The following is a 20,224-nucleotide window of genomic DNA, read 5'->3' on the forward strand; positions in this document are numbered from 1 at the left end:
GTAAAAAAGGAAAGAGAGCAGTTTCCTTTTTTACATGTAAAGATTTTTAATTGCGTCTTTTGTACTCTTCATACCCAAAGTGGCTGGTCACTTCGTAACTTCCATCTTTGTGAAGCACGGCTAAATCGGGCAGTTTCACGCCGTTAAAGGTGGTATTTTTCACGATGGTATAGTGAATCATATCTTCAAAAATCAGCTTATCACCAATCTTCAGCGGTGCATCAAAACTGTAATCGCCCATGATGTCACCTGCCAAGCACGTTGGCCCTCCAAGGCGGTACACGTAAGGTTGTTCGCCGACTTCTCTCGCACCGCGAATCTGTGCGCGATACGGCATCGCTAATGTGTCAGGCATATGCGCTTCAGCGGAGATGTCTAAAATGGCAATATCCATGCCATTATGCACGATGTCTAAAACACTTGCCACGAGCGGTCCTGTTTGCCACCCCACCGCTTCACCCGGTTCCAAATACACTTTAATGCCATTATATCGCGCTCTAAAATCGTTAATGATTTTGATAAGTTTTTCCACATCATACCCATCTCGAGTGATGTGGTGTCCTCCTCCAAAATTGACCCATTTCATTTGAGGTATCAAATCGCCAAATCGCTCTTCAAACCCTTGCAAAACCGCTTCAAGCGCACTGGCATCTTGTTCACAAAGGGCGTGAAAATGAAGCCCTTCAATGCCTTCAAGTTTGTCATACTGCATGTTCTCTTTCGTAATACCCAAACGACTGTAAAGCCCACAAGGATTGTAAAGATCGACAGGGCTGGAAGAGACTTCAGGATTGAGACGCAGTCCACAACTCGTTTTACCAAGTGCTTTTGCTTTATATTTTTCCCATTGATGGAACGAATTAAAAATAAGATGGTCACTTAACGCGATCACCTCATCGATGTCCTCTTCTTTATAGGCAGGTGAGTACGTATGAATCGTGCCGTTAAAAAACTCTTTCGCAAATTTAGCTTCATGAAGTCCACTGCAGGTACAGCCACTCAAATAGCGATCGACCAAAGGAGCAAGTGCTTTAAATGCAAAGCCTTTAAGGGCGAGTAAAACGGTAGCACCTGAACGTTTGGCAACCTCTTCTAAAAGAGTCAAGTTTTGTTCTAATAACTGCTCTTCACACACATACACCGGTGTTTTAATCTCATGTAAAATAGTTTCCATACGACTTATTTTTAACATACTTTTCTCCCGAAATTACACATGAAATGTAACATTTTTTGCCTTAATGGAAAAAACACCTATAAATATCATCATTTTGTATCATAATGCCGATAGTATAATAATGATATTCCACTCAAGGATAAGATATGTATCATCTAAGCATTAAAATAAAAGCGCTCTTGTTATTTACACTAACGATTTTTTTTGTTGCTGGGACTTCTTTGCTCGTTATGGCCTATAAATCGAATGAACTTAGAAAAGCACAAACAAAAGATACCGAAGAGCTTATTTTAGATCTCAGCAAAAATGAGCTGAAAGCGTATACGCGTATGGCAGAAAATGCCATTAGCACCTTTTACGAAGCCTCTTCTTCTGAAGCAAACATCGCGCAAAATATTAAATCAGACGCTATGAGTTTGAAAAAGACACTGGATGATGTTTACCAAAACAATAAAGATAAACTCTCCAGTAACGAGCTTAGAACCATGCTTTTAAGCCTCATCAATGGGTATCGTTATAACAACGATATTGGCTACTTTTATGCCTACACAACGGAGGGTATCAATGTAGTCCATCCCATTAACAGAGCGCTTGTCGGCAAAAATCTTATGGATATGAAAGATAAAGAAGGAAACTTTGTCATTAAAGACCTTATCAAAGCTGCCAAAGAGGGAACAGGAGTCACGCGTTTTATTTGGCCTCATCCTGTCACCAAAGTCGATGAGCCAAAGCTCTCTTACAACTTTTACTATGAACCGCTTGATTTGGTGATTGGTACAGGCGATTATGCGTCAAGTATTAAAGAGCGCTACCAAAATGAAGCCATTAAAGTTTTAGAAAAACTCCGTTATGCAGACGATGGTTATTTTTATGCCATCAAAAAAACAGATAAAGGGTATGCCTATGCCTTTCATGCAACAAATCCTTCACAAAAGAACAAAGAGTTTAAACTCGGCATCAAAGATTCCCACGGCAATATGTATCGTGATGAAATCGTTCAAAATGTAGCCAAAAATATGGAAGAAGGTACCTTTGTACCGTACTATTTTGAACATCCTAAAACAAAACAAGATGCTCCTAAAATCGCCTATGCTAAGTATTTTAAAGCGTGGGATTGGATCATAGTTTCAGGTTTATACACGGACTCCATTGAAGCATACACGGCAACACAAGATAAAAAAGTCAACTCCAATATCAATGCTATGCTGATTGGAACGATTGTATCGGGAGCTATTGTGGCACTTTTGGCCATTTTTGCCATTTATTTTCTTATTACGGGACTTATCGCAACACCTCTGCTCAATCTTAAAGCAACCGCCCACAACCTTGCAGAAGGGGATGGTGATCTTACCAAACAATTAGCAATCATACACAACGATGAGATTGGTGGTGCATCCAAAGAGATTAATAATTTTATTGAAAAAGTGCGTGCAACCATTGCGCTTGCCAAAGATACCAGTAGCGAAAATGCTTCCATTGCACATGAGCTCTCTGTCACAACCTTACAAGTCGGTAAACGTGTCGAGGACTCAACCACTATCATTAACCAAACAACACAAATGTCCACTATCATCAAAAAAGAGATCAGTGTGTCAGTGGAAGAAGCAAAAGCCTCTAAAGAAGAGGTCATCAAAGCGAACCAAGAACTAAAAACGGCTCGCGGGTTTGTCCAACAGTTAGGGGAGCGTGTTCAAAACAGTGCCCACACGGAAATGGAACTTGCACAGAAAATCCAACAGCTCAGCAGTGATGCCGATCAAGTCAAAAATGTTCTGACGGTTATTAGCGATATTGCCGATCAAACCAACCTTCTTGCACTCAATGCTGCCATTGAAGCGGCACGCGCTGGGGAACACGGAAGGGGATTTGCGGTTGTTGCCGATGAAGTACGCACATTAGCAGAACGTACCCAAAAAAGTTTAGTGGAGATCAATGCTACCATTAACGTCATCGTACAAGCGATTATGGACAGCAGTGAGCAGATGAATCATAATTCTAAAGAGGTACAAGAACTCGCTGTGATTGCGGAAGATGTGGGTAAAAAAATCAACACAACCGTTGATATGATGAATATTGCGACCAATTTGAACGATAAAACCGTCACCGATTATATTAAAACTGGGGCAAAAATAGAAGAGATTGTCTCCAAAATTGAAGAGATCAATGCACTCTCTACGCAAAACACCAGAAGTGTTGAGGAGATTGCAGGCGCAAGTGAGCATCTCAACTCGCTCACTGAAAAACTCAACGCAATTCTCAATAAATTTAGAACCTGATAAGAGGTCTCTTTTGAGACTTCTTATTCCCCCGCTTTTCTAGCGATCGAATCCATAATACATGTTGGTAAAATCCGCTTTAGCAGGGTAAAAAGCTTGGTAGGAAACGTTACGGGGTAACGAAATTTTGGTTTTTTGGACTCTATGGCTTCAACCAAGACTTTTAAAACTGCCTCAGCGCCTAAAGTAAAAGCGCTGTCACCACTTTTTTGAAGACGCTCAAGTGTTTTTTCATAAATTACTTTGTGAGCAGAACGCTCTTGGTCAATGTTGGCAAGAAACTTTGCCAGCGCATTTTTACGAAAATGGCTACGAATCGGCCCTGGCTCAATCAAAACAACGTCAACGCCACTGCCATGAAGTTCCAGTCGCAACGTATCGGCTAAGCCTTCAATCGCAAATTTTGAAGCGTTGTATGCTCCTCGGTAACTCATCGCCACAAACCCTAAAATGGAGCTGTTGAAAATAATCCGTCCATGCCCTTGTTTTCGCATATAAGGAAGTACTAAATTGGTCAGTTCAACGCTTCCAAAGACATTGGTTTCAAACTGTTCTCGTAATACATCTCGTTTGAGGTCTTCCACGGCTCCTGGTTGTCCAAAAGAGGCATTATTAAAGAGCACATCAATGCGCCCATCAGTTTGTGAGAGCATCCACGCAAGCGCTACATGTAAACTACCGGAATCGCAAAGATCGAGTTTACAAGCATTCAAACCTTCCGCTTGCAAACGCTTCACATCTTCATCTTTTCGACACGTGGCAAAAACATTATAACCTTGCTTTTGCAATCCATGTGCGCAGGTGTAGCCAATGCCCGAAGAACAGCCCGTTATCAGGATAGATCGTGCTTTTTTCATACGCTGAGAATGGTTTCACCAGAGTTGATCCACGCACTCAAAAGTTCGCCCGTGTAATAAACATCAATGCCACAGGTTTGCAAAGGAGTCGTAATGTCCATCGTGTCGGCACATTTCAGACATGCGATCATTTTGACACCATCTTTGATCATCGCTTCCACTTTGGCTCGCACCTCTGCATCTTCGGCAATCAAACGTTGCGAAGCGCCCCAGACGAGCACCTCAACTTCATCCATCCAGCCTTTTAAAAGTGCATTGTGCGCATAAAGGCAAACCATATGCAAGGCGGTTTCTTTGTTATCTGTGGTCCATAAGATTTTTACTTTTTTTGACATGATCATCCTTTACATGTAAAGTTGTCAAAGAGGAGGCTCAAAACTTTACATGTAAAGCTTTGAGCAAGAGACATTATATTTTTATAACGCTTTTTAGGCAAAGCCTAAAAAAGCTACGCTAGCCGCTGTGGCACTAAAGCTTGCCTTTACAAGGCAGAGGTTTCTTGCAATTATGCAAGAAACTTACTTAACTTCGAACGTTTCCTCAGGTTTCATTTCGATGATTTTCCAAGGAAGCCCTTGAGTGTTTAACTCATCCATAAAGGGTTTTGCGTCGAATTGTTCCATATTGAACACACCACGTCCGCTCCATTTACCCTCTAACATCATCTTCGCGCCAATCATCGCAGGCACACCCGTGGTGTAACTCACCGCTTGCGCACCCGTCTCACGGTAGCACGCTTGGTGATCACACACGTTGTAAATGTACACTTTACGTTTTTTGCCATCTTTCAGACCTTCAAAGACACAACCGATGTTCGTAAAGCCAACGGTTCTAGATCCCAAGCTTGCAGGATCGGGGAGCAGTGCTTTTAAGAGTTGGATTGGCACGATTTTCACACCATCGACCTCAACTTCATCAATGCGAAGCATACCCACGTTTTCCAAGCATTTCATATGGGTGAGGTAGCTTTGACCAAAGGTCATAAAGAAACGAATACGCTTCAAACCTTTGATGTTTTGAACGAGGGATTCTAACTCTTCATGGTAAAGTAAATAACTGTCTTTGGGTCCCACTTCTGGGTAATCCCACACCATCTTCACAGAAACGGGCTCAGTCTCGATCCACTTACCCTCTTCCCAATAACGTCCTTTGGAGCTGACTTCTCTAAGGTTGATCTCGGGGTTAAAGTTCGTTGCAAACGCATACCCATGATCGCCCGCGTTACAATCTAAAATATCGATAGAGTTGATCTCATCAAAGAGATATTGCTGTGCGTAAGCGCAGTAAACATTGGTCACGCCCGGGTCAAAACCACTGCCCAAAAGCGCCATAATACCCGCATCTTTAAACGCTTTATCTCTTGCCCATTGCTCTTTGTACTCAAATTTTGCGAGGTCTGGATGCTCATAATTGGCGGTATCGAGGTAAGGTACTTTGGTTTTAATGCACGCGTCCATGATCGTCAAATCTTGATATGGAAGAGCAATGTTCATCACCAAAGCGGGTTTTACTTTTTCGATTAACGCGACCAACGCAGAGACATCATCCGCGTCGATCGCAGCCGTTTCGATGTTTACATGTAAAGACTCTTTGATCTCTTGCGCGATTTGATCGCACTTTGATTTCGTACGACTTGCCAAGACAATGTGTGAAAATACCGCACTGTTCATCGCACATTTTTTGGTGACCACACGGCTCACTCCACCCGCACCAATAATTAATACTGTTGCCATTTCTATCCTTTGAGGTTTCATTATGAGGCTTCTTTAATAAGCGCTATGAACCATAGCCATTATCAAAAAAGCCTAGTCTACTTATTTTTCAATACGCTTTTAAAGCAAAGCTCTAAAAGCTACGCTAACGCTAAGTTCACGTAGACACTGAGCCCACGCACTTTCGTGCTTTTTCTTTTACAAACAAATGTTGTAAAAGTGTAATATGTTTTGATTACTTCTTTATTTCAAACTGTTGAGGACAATGTGCGCAAGCTCTAACGCACGTGCTCGGTGCGAGAAGGCTTTTTTCACACTTTCGTCCAACTCACCCAGTGTTTGTGTGTATCCACAAGGAATGAACATCGGATCGTACCCAAAACCGTTTGTGCCACGCGCATCAGCAATCGCTTCGCCGTGCATCCAACCGTGAACGCAAAATTCACCTTTCGCACAGACAAGCGCAATCGCTGCTGTATAAAACGCGGGCGTTTTCTCGATACCATTCTCTTTTAGGGTCGCAATCAATTTGGCAAGATTTTCTTTAGCATTGGCATTGATCCCAGCATAACGCGCACTGTAAATCCCAGGAATGCCTCCCAGTGCGGGCACACTAATGCCACTATCGTCGCTTAAAACGATGTCGTTTTTGGTGTCCAGTTTTTCATACACGGCACGTGCTTTAATGAGGGCATTTTCTTTAAAGGTTGACCCTGTCTCTTCAATCTCAAAAGGAGGCATAATGTCGCTGTACGCGACCACTTCGTACTCGCTAATCCACGATTGAAACTCTTTGACTTTACCCTGATTGGACGTGGCTAAAACAATTCTCAAATGCTGCTCCACAAAACGAAATAAGGTTTTATTCTATCTATTTTTTGTTTAAAACTTCGGTTGCATGATCCACACTTCAAGCGGAGCCTTGAGCTCGCCTGCTATCCATTGGGCCCTCTCGCCATAACCCATAAACATATCCGCACGGTTGGGTCCTTTGATGGCGCCACCCGTGTCTTGCGCAAAGACAAATGTATCGACTTTGTAGTTGGGGGATTCGCTCTTGATCGCCAAAAGAGAACCTAAAGGAATGTAACTGCGGTCCACCGCGACAGAACGCTCAGGGGTTAGCACCAGTCCTAAACTTCCCGTGGCACGTTGTTCCATTTTGCGAAAGAACACATAACTTGGGTTGGTATTGAGCATCGCGTCGATTTGGCTAGGATGCGCTACTAGCCACGCTTTGATGCTCTGCAAAGAGATATCTTCCAGATTGGTAAAAATACCCCGATTGAACATCTCTCGACCGAGTGATTTGTACGGATGCCCATTAGAGTCCGCATAGCCTATAAAAATGACGTTGCCATTTTCCAGTTCAACCCTGCCAGAACCTTGCACTTCCATAAAGAAAAGATCGATTTTATCGTCCACATAACAGAGTACTTCGGCGTTAATTTTATGCTTTTCGATCTCTGCACGGGTATAGTACGGAAGCATTTTGCCTTTCACGGAGCGTCCACGCATTTTTTTGTCGCGTTCTCCCACAATGGCAACCAAATCTTTGGGCTTGGCATACACAGGGTATTTAAACCGTGCGCTTTTTTTCAGACTGCCATGCAATAAAGGCTCATAATACCCTGTCAGCATTGAGCGTTGCTCATTAGGCTGAATCTTTTTAAGCTCAAACGAGTTTTGAAAAAAGGCTCTGGCATCTTTTACATGTAAGGATTGTTCACAGACATGAGGATACGCTTTTTTAGCCAGCGGTGCGGCGCAATTTTGGCGAAAAAGCGAAAGGAGTTCATCAAAATTTTCATGCTCAGCGAGTGCATTGAAACGTTCATTTTGGGCTTTCAAAGAGGAGACAAAGGCTTCATCTTGAGGCGTAGGAGCAGATTTTGGAGCACAACCGCTCAACACAAACAGTAGACAGATCAAAAGGGGGAGACTATATCGCATCACAATCCATTACAAGAGCTACCCTTAAAGGTATCTCATCATTTTTTTAACTTGTTGAGCTTGACAAAAGCCATTTTAGGAGTATCAAACGCAATAAATGTATCGAAAAATTATAACATAAAACAACCTTGCTCTAAATTCACCCAAAATTATCTATAGAATTTTCAAAGTTTAACAAGGGTAAAATTGTCCTTAATTAATCTTGAGGAATTTTTGCACCTATGTTTAAAACTATTTTTCCCCTTAGCCTTATCATTTCACTCCGTTTCTTAGGTCTCTTCATCGTCCTACCCGTTCTCTCCGTTTACGCACTTCACTTGGAGGGCTCCAACGAATTTTTAGTGGGCATTACCATTGGTGGGTATGCACTCACACAAATGTTTTTGCAAATTCCTTTTGGGATTTTATCAGACAAAATTGGACGTAAAATCACTATTTTTGTGGGGCTCATTGTTTTTCTAATTGGCTCACTTGTGTGTGCGTATAGTACCACCATCTACGGACTGATGATCGGACGCTTTTTACAAGGAGCGGCGGCGATTGGCGCTGTTGGAACGGCGATGATCAGTGACATGGTCAAAGAAGAAGTGCGCGGACACGCTATGGCGATTATGGGAGGCTGTATCGCGGCAAGCTTTGCGATTTCCATGATGTTAGGTTCTGTCATTGGTGGTTATTATGGGGTCGATAAACTCTTCTTTATTACCGCCGCCCTTTCCGTTTTTGCGATGATCGTACTCTACACCAAAGTGCCTAACCCACCCAAGATCATTCACAACTACGGTGCCGATGAGACGCAACTGAGACATATTCTCAAAGATAAAGACCTCATGAAGATGAACATCACCAACATGCTTCAAAAGGGAATGATGACGCTTGCATTTATGGTCATTCCTATCATCATGGTACAAGAGTTTAGCTTTGCTAAAAAAGAGCTTTGGATGGTTTATCTGCCTGCGATGCTCTGTGGTGTGCTTGCGATGGGACCTTCTGCCATTTTGGGAGAAAAAAAACATAAAGCCAAAGAGATGCTGATGATTGGTGTAGCGCTTTTTGCGATCAGCTACGTTATGATGGGCTACGCGCACAAAGCTCCATGGTTTATCGTGGGTGTAGTTATTTTCTTCATCGGCTTTAATATGCACGAACCGCTCATGCAATCCATGGCAAGCAAATACGCTAAAGTTCACCAAAAAGGTGCAGCCCTTGGTGTCTTTAATACATTTGGTTACGGTGGAACGTTTGTAGGTGGTGTATTTGGTGGTTATTTCCTACAACATTTTGGCATTATGGAGATTGCGTGGGTGATCTTTATCATCTGTATTCTCTGGCTCTTTTTGATCGCCAGTCTTAAAAATCCAAGCCACAACAAAAACATTTATTTACCTTATGGCGAATTTGATATTTCACGTGTGGAGCACCTCAAAGGACTTAAAGGCGTTGTGGAGTGGTATCGCAACGAGAGTGAGCACATCTTGGTCGTCAAATACGATGCTAACCTCACCGACAAAGAGACGATTTTAGCGGTCATTTCCTAATCAGTGAGTTATCTCTCTCTTTTTTTAACAAGTTTCGCCTCTGCCACGTTACTACCTGGTGGAAGCGAAGCGCTTTTTCTCTATCTTCTTAGCCTTCATCTAAACCCTTTTTTACTGCTTCTCATCGCAACACTGGGCAATACACTGGGCGCATTTGTTAACTATCTGCTTGGAAAATACGCTACAGACTTCGCCCTTCGCAAAAACTATATGAGCGAAAAACACCTCCAAAAAGCCTCCACTCTTTTTGAAAAATACGGCGCATGGAGTTTGCTTTTTTCATGGCTTCCCATCATTGGCGATCCACTCACGTTTGTTGCAGGTGTCGTACGTTATGCGTGGTGGAAGTTTATCATCATCGTTGGCTTTGCCAAATTGGCACGGTATATTTTTGTTTATCTTGGATTTTTGGCGGTAACACAATGAACTCACCCATCTCCTGCGAATTTTATGACCAACTTATGGTCGCCATAGAACGCAAAATTCCCTCCACCATTGTCTATCTGGAAAACGAGCAAAGCACCACTCTTAAAGGGGTAGTCACAGAATTAATGATGATTGAGTATGAAGAGTTTTTGATGTTAAAAGGTGGAAAAAAGATCAATCTTCAAACAATTTTTTCGTTTAATGGCAAAAGGCATAAAGAGGTTTCGTTTTTACATGTAAAGGGAGATAATTTCACAGAATAATGCCCTATTCGTCAATAATTTACGAATCGTTAACAGAACAGACTTATAATAGATCAAAATAATTTTAAAATATGAATTTTGGAGCTTCAACAATGTTGTACCCTACTAAATCAAAACTAAACAGCCTTTGCATCAGCAAAAGTTTTATGATCACGCTAGGCATATTTTCCCTAATCACTCCATCACTTTTTGGAGCAGGTTATATCTTACCAAGTGGCACAGTTGTATATGACAACACAGCAGACCAAACCATGTACAGAGTCGAGAGAGTTTCGCCTATGCCCCCTTCTTCGCACGTTATCGTAGAAGGATCTCCTATGCAGACTACAACGGTTATGGTTGAAGATAGAGTCGTTACCTATGATCGACCTGTTATTATTAGAGAACGAATCATTGACAGAGGTCCTGTTTATGATGTTGTCGATGCGGCAGGTACTGTCCTCTTTTATGGGCTATTATACGATGCCTTAGGACATGGCTTTTACCATTACGGACCTCATCGACATTATGACCGTTTCGATCACTATAGAAGATAAGTCGACTCAAAAGAGCTAAACGTTTAACGGACATCCTTTTCTTTACATGTAAAGATTTTATCTCCCAAAATTGCGCTTATTTTGAAAATGTGCAATCGGAAGATTAAACGTTTAGCTCCACTCTTTTTCCTCCTAGAAGAACTGGTCATTTCACACCAAACCTCTGAAAATATAACTTTTTTTTATTCCTCAAATTTAAGGATTCTTATCTTATTCTACTTCAAGAATCAAATTTAATATTTTTAATCTTTACTATAAGTAATTTTTCTATTTCTCTCATCTGACATCTAAAGTGTATACCAGGAGGTTATATGTTTAATACGAAGAAGATGATTTATATTGTTTTGGCGTTAGTCGCTATGCTCTCCATGATTTATCTCACACCAGAAATGCCGGGACTCAATTTTAAAGGAAAAGTAGCGCTGGGTGTTGGCATCTTTGCTATCATCGTCTGGATTACACAAGCCCTTGATGATGCACAGAGCGGTTTCTTAATCATTGCTTTTTTAGTTTTGTTTGGTGCAGGAAAAATTGGAGAAGCATTGATCGGTTACTCTTCTACGGGCGTTTGGATTGTTGTTTTGGGCATGATTATGGCAGCGTGTATGGGCGATACGGGACTTTCAAAAAGACTCGCTCTCATTATCGTGAGCAAAATCGGAAAATCTGCCATTAATTTGTATTGGGCGATCTCACTTGTGACGCTAATTATGACCTTTTTTATTCCTTCTCTTGCAGCAAAAACCCTTTTGGTTTTGCCGATTATCACCTCGATGGGTTTGGCATTTGGTGCCGAAAAAGGGCAAAGTACCCTCGTAAAAGGGTTAATTTATATTGTCACTATTGCGGGAACGATGTACTGTATGGGCATTATGACTTCTCATGCCGCCAATCCTATCTCCGTCAGTCTTATCAAAAATGCAACAGGCGTTGATGTTAGCTGGATGGAGTGGTTTAAAATCGGTATGCCACCCGCTTTACTCATGGGTTTAATTGCAACCTATATCATCATTAAGATGTTTCCACCTGATATTGAAGATATATCTGCTGGTCGCGATGTGATGAATCAACAATTAAGCGAGATGGGAAAAATGAGTCCAAAAGAGATTTATGCTTTTGTCATTTTCATCGCAACACTTCTTCTGTGGGCGACCGATAAACTGCACGGTCTCAATGCAACCCTTGTTGCTATGCTTGCCGTTGCCGCAATGATCGCTCCCGTTCCTACACAAGTCATGACATGGAAAGAGGCTGAAAAGAAAGTGCCTTGGAATGTTTTTATCGTGTATGGAGCTGGTTTGTCCATGGGTTCCCTGCTCGTTAAAACGGGAGCCGCCGCATGGCTTGCCAGCACGTTTTTTCATCCGTTACTTAGTCTTGATGTCAAACTTCAAGTCGTCATTTTCATCTGGCTGATGCTGGCACTTCAAGTCTTGTTCACAGGGGCAGGTCCTAAAACAACAGCATTGACACCCGTTGTCATCGCTCATGCCATCGCCGTTGCAGCGCTTCCTGCCAATGCGGGCATGCAAGTCACCGCATTTGTTCTCTTGGTTGCTATGAATATGCTCCACCAATACCTACTCCCCGTCTCCAATCTCCCGAACATCATCGGTCTGGCAACGGAAGAGATCACCTCAAGCGAATTAATCAAAGTGGGTGCGATCATGAGTCTCTTTGGTGCGGTTTTTTGTACGATTATGGTTTACACGTATTGGAGTTGGATAGGGCTATTTTGATACGATTAGCTTAAAATTGGGTGTTCCATTAAAGCCTCTATTTAATGGAACACTATAAAGAAATGAAAAAAGTAGATAAAAAACGTTAAGAAGCTTGCATTCTTAACGTTTACATGTAAAAATTTTGAAGGTCATTATTTTTAATTCCAAAACTAACCTACCATTGAATTTTAAGCTCAATAGGCGTTTGATAAAGGATGCAGTCATCAATCGTCTCAATATCTACTTTATTTTTGCGGAGGAATCCCTTTGATAATCATTTTTGCCTCTTCTTTACTTAACGGATAGTCAAAAAAGCGTGTGTAAAAAGCAATGGTTTCTTGTTCGATGTCAAACTCTTTAAATTTTTCAGGATAAAAAATCTGTGCTGCCCATTGCACTTGTAAAATGGCTTCGGCACTGTATCTGTCCCAGAAAAACATCCCTTTTGGGTTGATGTAGACGCGTTTGGACAAGGTTGCGGAAGTATTTTTAAACATCGGGTTATTGAGAAAATCACTCGCTTGAACCTCACTAGAGGTGGAACCAATGATAACAATATCGGGATTCCATGCAATGATTTGTTCGGCTGAGACGGTTTTACTGGGGCCTTGAAGTGCACTAGCGACGTTAATGCCTCCCGCTAGTCGTATCCAAGAGTCCATCATTGAACCTGCGCCATCCACCACAAATGAGGTGCTAATATTGCTCAGATGCAATACTTTTGGTCTTTGCTGAGCGGGAACATCTTTGAGCCTCTCATCAATCTTTTGCGTGACTTGATCTAAATAGAGCGCATACTGTTCCGCTTTCGCGAATGCGACTTTGCCCAAAATTTTGCCTGTCAGTAAAACGCACTCTCGTAAGGAAGGAAAATCTACAAGCGAAAGCTCGATAATAGGCACGCCAAGGTTTCGAAATACTCCAATATTTTTATTGCCCACAAAGGTGAAAACAACATCAGGTTTGGCTTTTAACAACTCTTCTATGGAGCTCATCGCAACGGTATTATTACTAAAAACAACGGCTGCTTGGCGCATGTGTGGGTTGATCTTATAGAGCCACGGACACATCTGCTCTGTCACAATGGTTGCTACAATTTTATCGCCAGCTCCAAGCATCGTCACAATCGCATTATGCGCAGGCCATGCATCAGCGATGCGTCCAATGGAATCGGGAATATTCGTATGCGTCGTGTTGGCGTTATCGGTAAATGTTTGTTCTGCAAGAAGAGATGTACAGCTTAACGCGAAAATCATCAGTAAATAAGAAAAGTGTTTCATAACGTATCTCCAAATCAAGAGGCTTTACATGTAAAGATTTTATCTTAAAATTCATTGCCCTCTACACGGTTAATACGAACATCCACAGACTCATCATTTTTGGATGCAATGTAAATTTCGATGGGACGACAGCAGACGTAACAGTCTTCAATATAACTCTCGCCCGCTTCACTACTTGGCTCAATAAAAATGGAAAAACTTTCCCAGCAGTAAGGGCAGGTGATGGTTTTGTCAAAAAGGGTGTTATTCATAAAAACCTTTCAGAACACAGCGGTCATAATTCAATTTCTATCTTTACATGTAAAGATAGAAATGAGGTTTTTTGGGTATTGCCAGACTCTTACAAGTCTAGCAATACAATATCAACCATCTCGCCTTTTTCAATTTTTTGGACATCTTTTTCAACGCGTAAAAGAACGGGATTTTCTAAGAGGTTATTGAGGATGGCACTACTGCCCTCTTTTTTGCCTTCTAAATCAACGACAAGCTGACCCTCAATAAATCGAAGATTGCACGCGGTAAATTCCACAAATTTGGAGCGTTTTTTATAGAGCTCGCCCATGTAAGCTTTAATCGTTGGCAAAGCAAACGTTTGTGCGCGCATTTTACGAAGCAATGGAGCGATGAATAAAAAGGTACAGACCGAAGCACTGTACGGAAAGCCTGGGAGCGCGTAGATATATTTGTGACCTGTTTTGACAACACGTATATGGCGCCCCGGTTTCATGTACGAACCATCGATGATATTTTCGATTTTCATATCGGTAAGAATGCTCTGTATAAAGTCAAAATCACCCACACTACCGCCACCTGTGGTAATGACGATGTCACTCCACATCAGCGCTTGACGAAGCTGTTGTTCGATCACATCTCGGTCATCACGAATGAGTTTAAAACGCATACACTCACAACCCAGTTGGCGTAAAATGGCTTCAACCGTCACATGGTTTGAACTGCGAATTTGAGCAAAAGAAGTCTTAGGCTCACCAAAGTCCAAGATTTCATTACCCGTAGAAAGAATGGCGATGCGAGGCTTCATAAAAACTTCAACCTGCACCATACCCACTTCTGCCATCACACCAATTTCCGCAAAACCGATCTTCGTGCCTTTTTTGATGAGCACTTCACCCGCTTTATAGTTCTCTCCCACAGGACGAACCGCAAAGCCTTTCGACACCGCAGAAGTAATGTGAATCTTGCCTTCTTTGACCTCAACATTTTCGATGGGAATCAGCGTATCGCTACCTTCGCTCATCAGTGTTCCCGTAAAAGTTTTAACACATTCACCTTTGTTCACGACACCGTGCGTCTCAGTCCCCGCTGGGATAAAATCACTAATGATCAACGAGCCTAGTTGCTGATCAACAAAGCGAATGGCGTAGCCATCCATCGAAGAAGTTGCATGCGTTGGATTGTTTTCAGGAGCTACAATATCAACGGCAAGAAAGCGACCCAACGCGTCACCAATAAAAATATTTTCAATGCCAATTTCGGTTTTTATAGAGTTTTCAAGCGCCTTCAGCGTCTCATCAAAAGGAGGAAATGTATGGCTCATGCGTCCGCCTTTAATAGACCTGATCCACTCAAAATGTGAGATCGCTCTTTGGCATACACACGTTTTCCGTCCACCAAATCATACTTCCAAATGGGAGCGTTGGCTTTAAAATCTTCGACAAAATCATTAATCATTTTGAGGGCTACCTTTCGTTTGGGAGAAACAACAGCGGCAATATAACTTGAAGTATGGTTAGGTACATCACCACGAGAATGTGCCATAAGAAGATACGCATTTTGCGCTTTGGCTTTTTCTTGCCACGCGTTAAACCAGTTATTTAAAATAGGCTCGTAAATATCAAAACTAAGCCCTTCAATGCCATCTTCATCTCTGACAATTCCCACAAAAGGAATGAACGCACCATAGTTTTTATCGCTAATTTTGGCGTACCAATCTGCCAAAATCGTGTTTACATGTAAAGATCCATTGTGAAGTTCTACCATAGATCAACCTCCACAAACAGGAGGGAGAAGTGAGATTTTATCGTTTTTGGAAAGGGGAATATTGAGGTCGCAAACAAGAGTGTCATTGACAGCGACGGCGCAGATAGCAAGCCAATCTTGAAGTTCTTTGTCTTCTTTAAAAAAGGTTTTGAGTTCACTAAGATTTGAGATATCCACCTCAATACTGGGGCGACCAAGGGGTCCTAAAAATTCGACTTTTGCCACATCTTTTCCTTATTACATGTAAGAAATTTCGAAAGATTAGGAGGGGAGGAAAAACTCCTCCCAATCTTTTAGATAGGTAATATTCGTATATTTTTACTTAATTTCTCTTGTAGGACAGCTTCAATCGCAAAAAGCGTGCCTGTAGAGCTACTTGCACAGCCGCTGCAAGCGCCAAGGTATCGGATATACACATCACTGACACCACCATCACCCTCTTTAATGTCGAGGATTTCAAGGTTACCACCATCCATAACCAGCATTGGACGAATGTTTTCATCAATGATTGATTCAATCGCTTGGAATTTTTTAACGATGGTCAGATCATCAAAGTCAACGGTATTGCTACCTTCGATTTTGGAGTTAGAGATAGCTAATAAATGGTCATGTTCCATTTCCGCTCTGGTATCTCTTAAAATGTCAACCAAGTAATGTTCTCTTGCCTCATGCCCACCTGGTTTGATACACGATTTACAAAACGCACCTGCTTTGGTGTAGTTGGTAATCTCTTCAACCGTTTTAAGGTCATTAATTTTAATCACTTCTTTAATCGTTCCAAGGCTGACACGTGCACATTCACACACAATGATGTCATCTTCAAAGGAAGCCGCATCAACGCCTTTATACGAAGCTGCTGCTGCTTTAATAACGTCGTATGCCATAACCGAACAGTGCATTTTTTGAGGTGGAACTGCAGGAACATCAGGGGTATCGCGCATGGCATGTTCAACATCAATATTGGTAATTTTAACCGCTTCAGAAACCGTTTTACCGATACAGAGTTCTGCCATAGTGTCAGAACTTGCGATCGCTGTACCACAACCAAAACTTTTAAATTTTGCTGCCTTGATGATTTCGGTTGCTTCATCAACGATCCAGTAAAGTCTTACGGCATCGCCACAACTCTCTGCACCAAAATCAGCAATGATGAGCTTGCCACCCATATTTTTTGCATCTTCTTCAGTCAACTCGCCCATATTTTGTGGGTGATTCATTAAATCTTGTACTTTTTGGCTGTATTCCTCCCAAATGGAGCCGCCAATCAAACTATTTTTTGCCATTTTTTTATCCTCTATCGTTATTGAATTATAATTTACTAACGTGCCATGATGGCGCATATGCATACGTGCTTGAAATGGCACGAAGACGTGTTACCGCATTGTTTAAAACTTCTATCGTATAGTCTATCTCTTCTTCTGTTGTAAAACGTGAAAGGGAAAGTCTTAGTGCCGTATGCGCCAAATCAGCCTCTGCGCCGATGGCTTCCATAACAGGATTGGACTCCAGCGCTTCACTGGCACACGCACTTCCTGTACTAGCAGCAATGCCACTTTTATTTAAATCCCATAACATCGCTTCACCTTCAATACCTTTGACACTAACTAAAATGGTATTAGGAACTCTTTGCTCTTTGGTACCAATCACTAACGTTTCAGGAATGAGCGCAATAGCATCTTCCAGTTTATCGCGAAGACGTCGGACGTTATTTTTTTCAAAATCAAGGTTTTCAACAGCAAGTTCCATCGCTTTGCCCATGCCTACGATGCTTGGAACATTCAGTGTTCCACTACGACGTCCACCCATATGCTCTCCACCGTGGAAGAAAGGAGTCAGTTGTTGTCCTCCTCGAATATAAAGTCCGCCAATACCTTTTGGTCCGTGGAATTTATGGGCTGAGAAACTAAGAAAATCAACATTGGCTTTTTTAACATCGACAGGAATTTTACCAATCGCTTGAACGGCGTCCGTATGGAAAAGTACGCCTCGCTCTTTACAAATTGCACCAATTTCTTCGATAGGAAAAATCATACCTGTTTCGTTGTTCGCCCACATAATAGAAACAAGTGCTGTTTTATCGGTAATGGCATTTTTAAGGTCTTCCACATTGATGACGCCATTGCTATCAACCGGCAAATAAGTGACTTTAACACCAAGAGTTTCTAGAAATTTACAGGATGATCCAACAGCGGGATGTTCGACTTCGCTGGTAATGATATGGTCTTTATCACCATTCAAAATATAGTCATTATAGATACTTTTAATCACCCAGTTATTGCTCTCAGTCGCACAAGAAGTAACGACAATATCATCATCATCACTTGCATTAATGCCTGCATAGAGTTGATCCATTGCTTTTCGAAGTGCGGGATGACTCTCACTACCAAATTGGTGCAAAGAATTTGGGTTACCGTACATTTGACAAAAGTAAGGAACCATCTCTGCAAAAACTTTAGGATCAACTATGGTTGTCGCGTTATTATCTAAATAGACTCTCATTGTCTTCTCTCTCCATTTCTATATAGGATAAACTTTATCCTAATTAATTTTTGAATACTATTACTTTCTATATTAAAAAATACTAAAGAAATTTAGGCAATGATCTGTTTTAACTCAGCAACCGTTGCTTCAAATTCAAAAACTTCTTCAGGGGCTTGCTGTAAAAAGCCATTCATCTTCTCTTTTTTATGAATTGCCATATCCAACTCTTTATCGTTACCTTTTTCGTATGCACCGATGCGAATGAGAACTTCGTTCTCTTTCAAAATGGAATTAAGCCGTTTAAAGCGCATCGCTGCTTTTTTGTGCTCACCATCAATGACATCGCCCATAACCCTCGACGCACTGTTTTGAATGCTAATCGGTGGATAAATTCCATAATCCGTCAATTCGCGGCTGAGCACAATGTGACCATCCAAAATACTTCTGGATTGATCCGCAATCGGATCACTCAAATCATCGCCCTCAACCAATACGGTAAAGAACGCTGTAATTGAACCTTTCCCCTCTTCTTTTCCCGCTCGCTCCATCAGTTGCGGCAAAAGTGCCAAAACAGATGGTGGATACCCTTTAGACGTTGGAGGTTCACCCAAAGCAAGACCAATTTCACGCTGTGCCATCGCAAACCGCGTCACAGAATCCATCATAAACAGAACATCTCTGCCTTGATTTTTAAAATACTCGGCAATGCTCATTGCACTGAACGCACCGTATTTTCGCATCAAAGGCGAATCATCACTGGTAGCGACAACGATGACGGTATTTTCAAGGTTACCACCCAAGTTTTTTTCAATAAACTCAGGAACCTCACGTCCACGTTCCCCTATGAGTGCCACCACTTTAATGGATGCTTCCGCGCCACGAACGATCATACCCATGAGTGTGGACTTACCCACACCACTTCCTGCAAAAATACCCATTTTCTGACCCTTACCACACGTCAAAAGACCATCAATGGTTTTTACCCCCACACGAAAAGGCTCATTAATCAACCCTCTTTTCATCGGATCCAATGGAGCTTTCATAATCGGTGCCATAGACTTTGCACCTATCGTTCCTTTGCCGTCTTTTGGGCGAATAAAGGGATCAACCACGCGTCCAAGTAACTCTTCGCCGACAGGGATCATCATGCCTTGCTCGCTAATAAACACTTTATCGCCTGTTTTAAACCCTTCAATAAAGCCAAAAGGTGAGATAAAAAAGGAGTTGCGATCCACCTCTGTGACCATTCCAAGCTCACTTTTTTTACCATCTAAAGAGGCGATTTTGACAATATCACCAATGCTAGGTCTTAGCCCACACGCTTCAATCGTCGTGGAGCTAATTTTGGTAATCGTACCAAACATGGGCGAGAGGCTTTTGCCGTGAAGTCTTTCTTTAAGGCGAGCTAGTGGCATTAGTAACGATTAGCCTGTGGTGCGTTGATAATATCAAAAAATTCTTTCCTCGTATCTGCCTTTAAAAAAAGCCCACGAAGTGCGGATGTTGTGGTATTAGAGTGTGTTTTTTCAACGCCTCGCATCTCCATACACATATGACGTGCTTGAATGACAACACCAACACCTTTAGGCGCAATAACATCATCAATCGCTTTAGCGATTTGTTCGGTCAGTTGTTCTTGGATTTGAAGACGACGTGCAAAGATATCCACCATACGAGGAATTTTGGAAAGTCCCACGACTTTTCCATCGGGAATATACGCCACATGTGCACGCCCAATAATCGGTAAAAGGTGATGTTCGCACATCGAATAAAACTCTATATCTTTAATCAATACCATTTGATTATTGTCGCTATTAAAAAGTGCTTCTCCGAGAACTTCATTGGGACTTTGAGCGTACCCTTGCGTCATATATTCATACGCTTTAAACACACGTTCTGGTGTTTTCAAAAGCCCCTCACGTTGGGTATTTTCCCCAATAATTTCAAGCATTGTTTTGACGGCTTGTTCAAACTCTTCTCTTCGTTGCATTTTGATTCACTTCTGTTAA

The 20,224-nt window shown here is 41.9% G+C and carries 21 protein-coding genes; 6 read left to right on the forward strand and 15 right to left on the reverse strand.

What is annotated here, in order from left to right; translation table 11 throughout:
- Positions 1-46: 46 nt before the first annotated feature.
- Entirely contained in the window at positions 47-1,174 is a 1,128-nt protein-coding gene (gene nspC, locus SJPD1_RS13160; protein WP_096047867.1) for a carboxynorspermidine decarboxylase, read from the reverse strand.
- A gap of 146 nt (positions 1,175-1,320) precedes the next feature.
- Between nspC and SJPD1_RS14900 the strand changes: the two genes are divergently transcribed.
- Complete coding sequence (locus tag SJPD1_RS14900) at positions 1,321-3,450, forward strand: methyl-accepting chemotaxis protein (RefSeq protein ID WP_096047550.1); 2,130 nt, start codon at positions 1,321-1,323, stop codon at positions 3,448-3,450.
- 23 nt (positions 3,451-3,473) lie between these two features.
- Here SJPD1_RS14900 and SJPD1_RS13170 read toward each other — a convergent pair whose 3' ends face one another.
- The 5 genes from SJPD1_RS13170 to mltA all read right to left on the reverse strand — a co-directional run bounded on the left by SJPD1_RS13170 (position 3,474) and on the right by mltA (position 7,972).
- Positions 3,474-4,307, reverse strand: coding sequence for an SDR family oxidoreductase (locus SJPD1_RS13170; protein ID WP_096047551.1), 834 nt, complete (start codon positions 4,305-4,307; stop codon positions 3,474-3,476).
- The gene (locus SJPD1_RS13175) at positions 4,304-4,642 is read right to left on the reverse strand and encodes a DsrE family protein (RefSeq protein ID WP_096047552.1); all 339 of its coding nucleotides are present in this window, start codon (positions 4,640-4,642) and stop codon (positions 4,304-4,306) included. Before SJPD1_RS13175 ends, SJPD1_RS13170 begins: the two co-directional genes overlap by 4 nt.
- A gap of 183 nt (positions 4,643-4,825) precedes the next feature.
- A complete protein-coding gene (locus SJPD1_RS13180) occupies positions 4,826-6,040 on the reverse strand; it encodes a saccharopine dehydrogenase family protein (RefSeq protein WP_096047553.1) in 1,215 nt (404 codons plus the stop codon).
- Positions 6,041-6,262: 222 nt separating this feature from the next.
- A complete protein-coding gene (rdgB, locus tag SJPD1_RS13185) occupies positions 6,263-6,853 on the reverse strand; it encodes an RdgB/HAM1 family non-canonical purine NTP pyrophosphatase (RefSeq protein ID WP_096047554.1) in 591 nt (196 codons plus the stop codon).
- 48 nt (positions 6,854-6,901) lie between these two features.
- A complete protein-coding gene (gene mltA, locus SJPD1_RS13190) occupies positions 6,902-7,972 on the reverse strand; it encodes a murein transglycosylase A (protein WP_096047555.1) in 1,071 nt (356 codons plus the stop codon).
- Between the two features lie 221 nt (positions 7,973-8,193).
- Here mltA and SJPD1_RS13195 point away from each other — a divergent pair, with 221 nt between their 5' ends.
- The 5 genes from SJPD1_RS13195 to SJPD1_RS13215 all read left to right on the forward strand — a co-directional run bounded on the left by SJPD1_RS13195 (position 8,194) and on the right by SJPD1_RS13215 (position 12,474).
- Entirely contained in the window at positions 8,194-9,510 is a 1,317-nt protein-coding gene (locus SJPD1_RS13195; protein WP_096047556.1) for an MFS transporter, read from the forward strand.
- Positions 9,511-9,513: 3 nt separating this feature from the next.
- On the forward strand, positions 9,514-9,936 hold the full coding sequence (locus SJPD1_RS13200) for a YqaA family protein (RefSeq protein WP_096047557.1): 423 nt from the start codon (positions 9,514-9,516) through the stop codon (positions 9,934-9,936).
- Positions 9,933-10,199 carry a transcriptional antiterminator Rof gene (locus tag SJPD1_RS13205; RefSeq protein WP_096047558.1) on the forward strand — a complete coding sequence of 89 codons (267 nt, stop codon included), beginning with the start codon at positions 9,933-9,935 and terminating at the stop codon, positions 10,197-10,199. The genes SJPD1_RS13200 and SJPD1_RS13205 overlap by 4 nt, the downstream gene beginning before the upstream one ends.
- A 92-nt stretch (positions 10,200-10,291) precedes the next feature.
- Complete coding sequence (locus tag SJPD1_RS14460) at positions 10,292-10,735, forward strand: hypothetical protein (RefSeq protein WP_138070113.1); 444 nt, start codon at positions 10,292-10,294, stop codon at positions 10,733-10,735.
- A gap of 311 nt (positions 10,736-11,046) precedes the next feature.
- On the forward strand, positions 11,047-12,474 hold the full coding sequence (locus tag SJPD1_RS13215; RefSeq protein WP_210394381.1) for an SLC13 family permease: 1,428 nt from the start codon (positions 11,047-11,049) through the stop codon (positions 12,472-12,474).
- 227 nt (positions 12,475-12,701) lie between these two features.
- Here SJPD1_RS13215 and SJPD1_RS13220 read toward each other — a convergent pair whose 3' ends face one another.
- The 9 genes from SJPD1_RS13220 to folE all read right to left on the reverse strand — a co-directional run bounded on the left by SJPD1_RS13220 (position 12,702) and on the right by folE (position 20,205).
- Entirely contained in the window at positions 12,702-13,736 is a 1,035-nt protein-coding gene (locus SJPD1_RS13220) for an ABC transporter substrate-binding protein (RefSeq protein ID WP_096047560.1), read from the reverse strand.
- A 44-nt stretch (positions 13,737-13,780) separates the two neighbouring features.
- The gene (locus tag SJPD1_RS13225) at positions 13,781-13,987 is read right to left on the reverse strand and encodes a CPXCG motif-containing cysteine-rich protein (protein WP_096047561.1); all 207 of its coding nucleotides are present in this window, start codon (positions 13,985-13,987) and stop codon (positions 13,781-13,783) included.
- An 89-nt stretch (positions 13,988-14,076) separates the two neighbouring features.
- Positions 14,077-15,291 carry a molybdopterin molybdotransferase MoeA gene (locus SJPD1_RS13230; protein WP_096047562.1) on the reverse strand — a complete coding sequence of 405 codons (1,215 nt, stop codon included), beginning with the start codon at positions 15,289-15,291 and terminating at the stop codon, positions 14,077-14,079.
- A complete protein-coding gene (locus SJPD1_RS13235) occupies positions 15,288-15,734 on the reverse strand; it encodes a molybdopterin synthase catalytic subunit (RefSeq protein ID WP_096047563.1) in 447 nt (148 codons plus the stop codon). Before SJPD1_RS13235 ends, SJPD1_RS13230 begins: the two co-directional genes overlap by 4 nt.
- A 3-nt stretch (positions 15,735-15,737) precedes the next feature.
- On the reverse strand, positions 15,738-15,959 hold the full coding sequence (locus SJPD1_RS13240; RefSeq protein WP_096047564.1) for a MoaD/ThiS family protein: 222 nt from the start codon (positions 15,957-15,959) through the stop codon (positions 15,738-15,740).
- 68 nt (positions 15,960-16,027) lie between these two features.
- Positions 16,028-17,017 (reverse strand): iron-sulfur cluster assembly scaffold protein, encoded by a 990-nt coding sequence (locus SJPD1_RS13245; RefSeq protein WP_096047565.1) that lies wholly within the window; start codon positions 17,015-17,017, stop codon positions 16,028-16,030.
- Between the two features lie 25 nt (positions 17,018-17,042).
- The gene (locus SJPD1_RS13250) at positions 17,043-18,233 is read right to left on the reverse strand and encodes a NifS family cysteine desulfurase (RefSeq protein ID WP_096047566.1); all 1,191 of its coding nucleotides are present in this window, start codon (positions 18,231-18,233) and stop codon (positions 17,043-17,045) included.
- A gap of 92 nt (positions 18,234-18,325) precedes the next feature.
- Positions 18,326-19,630, reverse strand: a complete 1,305-nt coding sequence (gene fliI / locus SJPD1_RS13255; protein ID WP_096047567.1) for a flagellar protein export ATPase FliI — start codon at positions 19,628-19,630, stop codon at positions 18,326-18,328.
- Positions 19,630-20,205 carry a GTP cyclohydrolase I FolE gene (gene folE / locus SJPD1_RS13260; RefSeq protein ID WP_096047568.1) on the reverse strand — a complete coding sequence of 192 codons (576 nt, stop codon included), beginning with the start codon at positions 20,203-20,205 and terminating at the stop codon, positions 19,630-19,632. Before folE ends, fliI begins: the two co-directional genes overlap by 1 nt.
- Between the last annotated feature and the right edge of the window lie 19 nt (positions 20,206-20,224).

It is taken from the genome of Sulfurospirillum diekertiae (genome assembly GCF_002309535.1).
Lineage (GTDB): Bacteria > Campylobacterota > Campylobacteria > Campylobacterales > Sulfurospirillaceae > Sulfurospirillum > Sulfurospirillum diekertiae.

Coding starts and splice junctions, on each gene's coding strand:
- nspC (WP_096047867.1), bottom strand. CDS start 1,174: ATGGAAACTATTTTACATGAGATTAAAACACCGGTGTATGTGTGTGAA.
- SJPD1_RS14900 (WP_096047550.1), top strand. CDS start 1,321: ATGTATCATCTAAGCATTAAAATAAAAGCGCTCTTGTTATTTACACTA.
- SJPD1_RS13170 (WP_096047551.1), bottom strand. CDS start 4,307: ATGAAAAAAGCACGATCTATCCTGATAACGGGCTGTTCTTCGGGCATT.
- SJPD1_RS13175 (WP_096047552.1), bottom strand. CDS start 4,642: ATGTCAAAAAAAGTAAAAATCTTATGGACCACAGATAACAAAGAAACC.
- SJPD1_RS13180 (WP_096047553.1), bottom strand. CDS start 6,040: ATGGCAACAGTATTAATTATTGGTGCGGGTGGAGTGAGCCGTGTGGTC.
- mltA (WP_096047555.1), bottom strand. CDS start 7,972: ATGCGATATAGTCTCCCCCTTTTGATCTGTCTACTGTTTGTGTTGAGC.
- SJPD1_RS13195 (WP_096047556.1), top strand. CDS start 8,194: ATGTTTAAAACTATTTTTCCCCTTAGCCTTATCATTTCACTCCGTTTC.
- SJPD1_RS13205 (WP_096047558.1), top strand. CDS start 9,933: ATGAACTCACCCATCTCCTGCGAATTTTATGACCAACTTATGGTCGCC.
- SJPD1_RS14460 (WP_138070113.1), top strand. CDS start 10,292: ATGTTGTACCCTACTAAATCAAAACTAAACAGCCTTTGCATCAGCAAA.
- SJPD1_RS13215 (WP_210394381.1), top strand. CDS start 11,047: ATGTTTAATACGAAGAAGATGATTTATATTGTTTTGGCGTTAGTCGCT.
- SJPD1_RS13220 (WP_096047560.1), bottom strand. CDS start 13,736: ATGAAACACTTTTCTTATTTACTGATGATTTTCGCGTTAAGCTGTACA.
- SJPD1_RS13225 (WP_096047561.1), bottom strand. CDS start 13,987: ATGAATAACACCCTTTTTGACAAAACCATCACCTGCCCTTACTGCTGG.
- SJPD1_RS13230 (WP_096047562.1), bottom strand. CDS start 15,291: ATGAGCCATACATTTCCTCCTTTTGATGAGACGCTGAAGGCGCTTGAA.
- SJPD1_RS13235 (WP_096047563.1), bottom strand. CDS start 15,734: ATGGTAGAACTTCACAATGGATCTTTACATGTAAACACGATTTTGGCA.
- SJPD1_RS13245 (WP_096047565.1), bottom strand. CDS start 17,017: ATGGCAAAAAATAGTTTGATTGGCGGCTCCATTTGGGAGGAATACAGC.
- SJPD1_RS13250 (WP_096047566.1), bottom strand. CDS start 18,233: ATGAGAGTCTATTTAGATAATAACGCGACAACCATAGTTGATCCTAAA.
- fliI (WP_096047567.1), bottom strand. CDS start 19,630: ATGCCACTAGCTCGCCTTAAAGAAAGACTTCACGGCAAAAGCCTCTCG.
- folE (WP_096047568.1), bottom strand. CDS start 20,205: ATGCAACGAAGAGAAGAGTTTGAACAAGCCGTCAAAACAATGCTTGAA.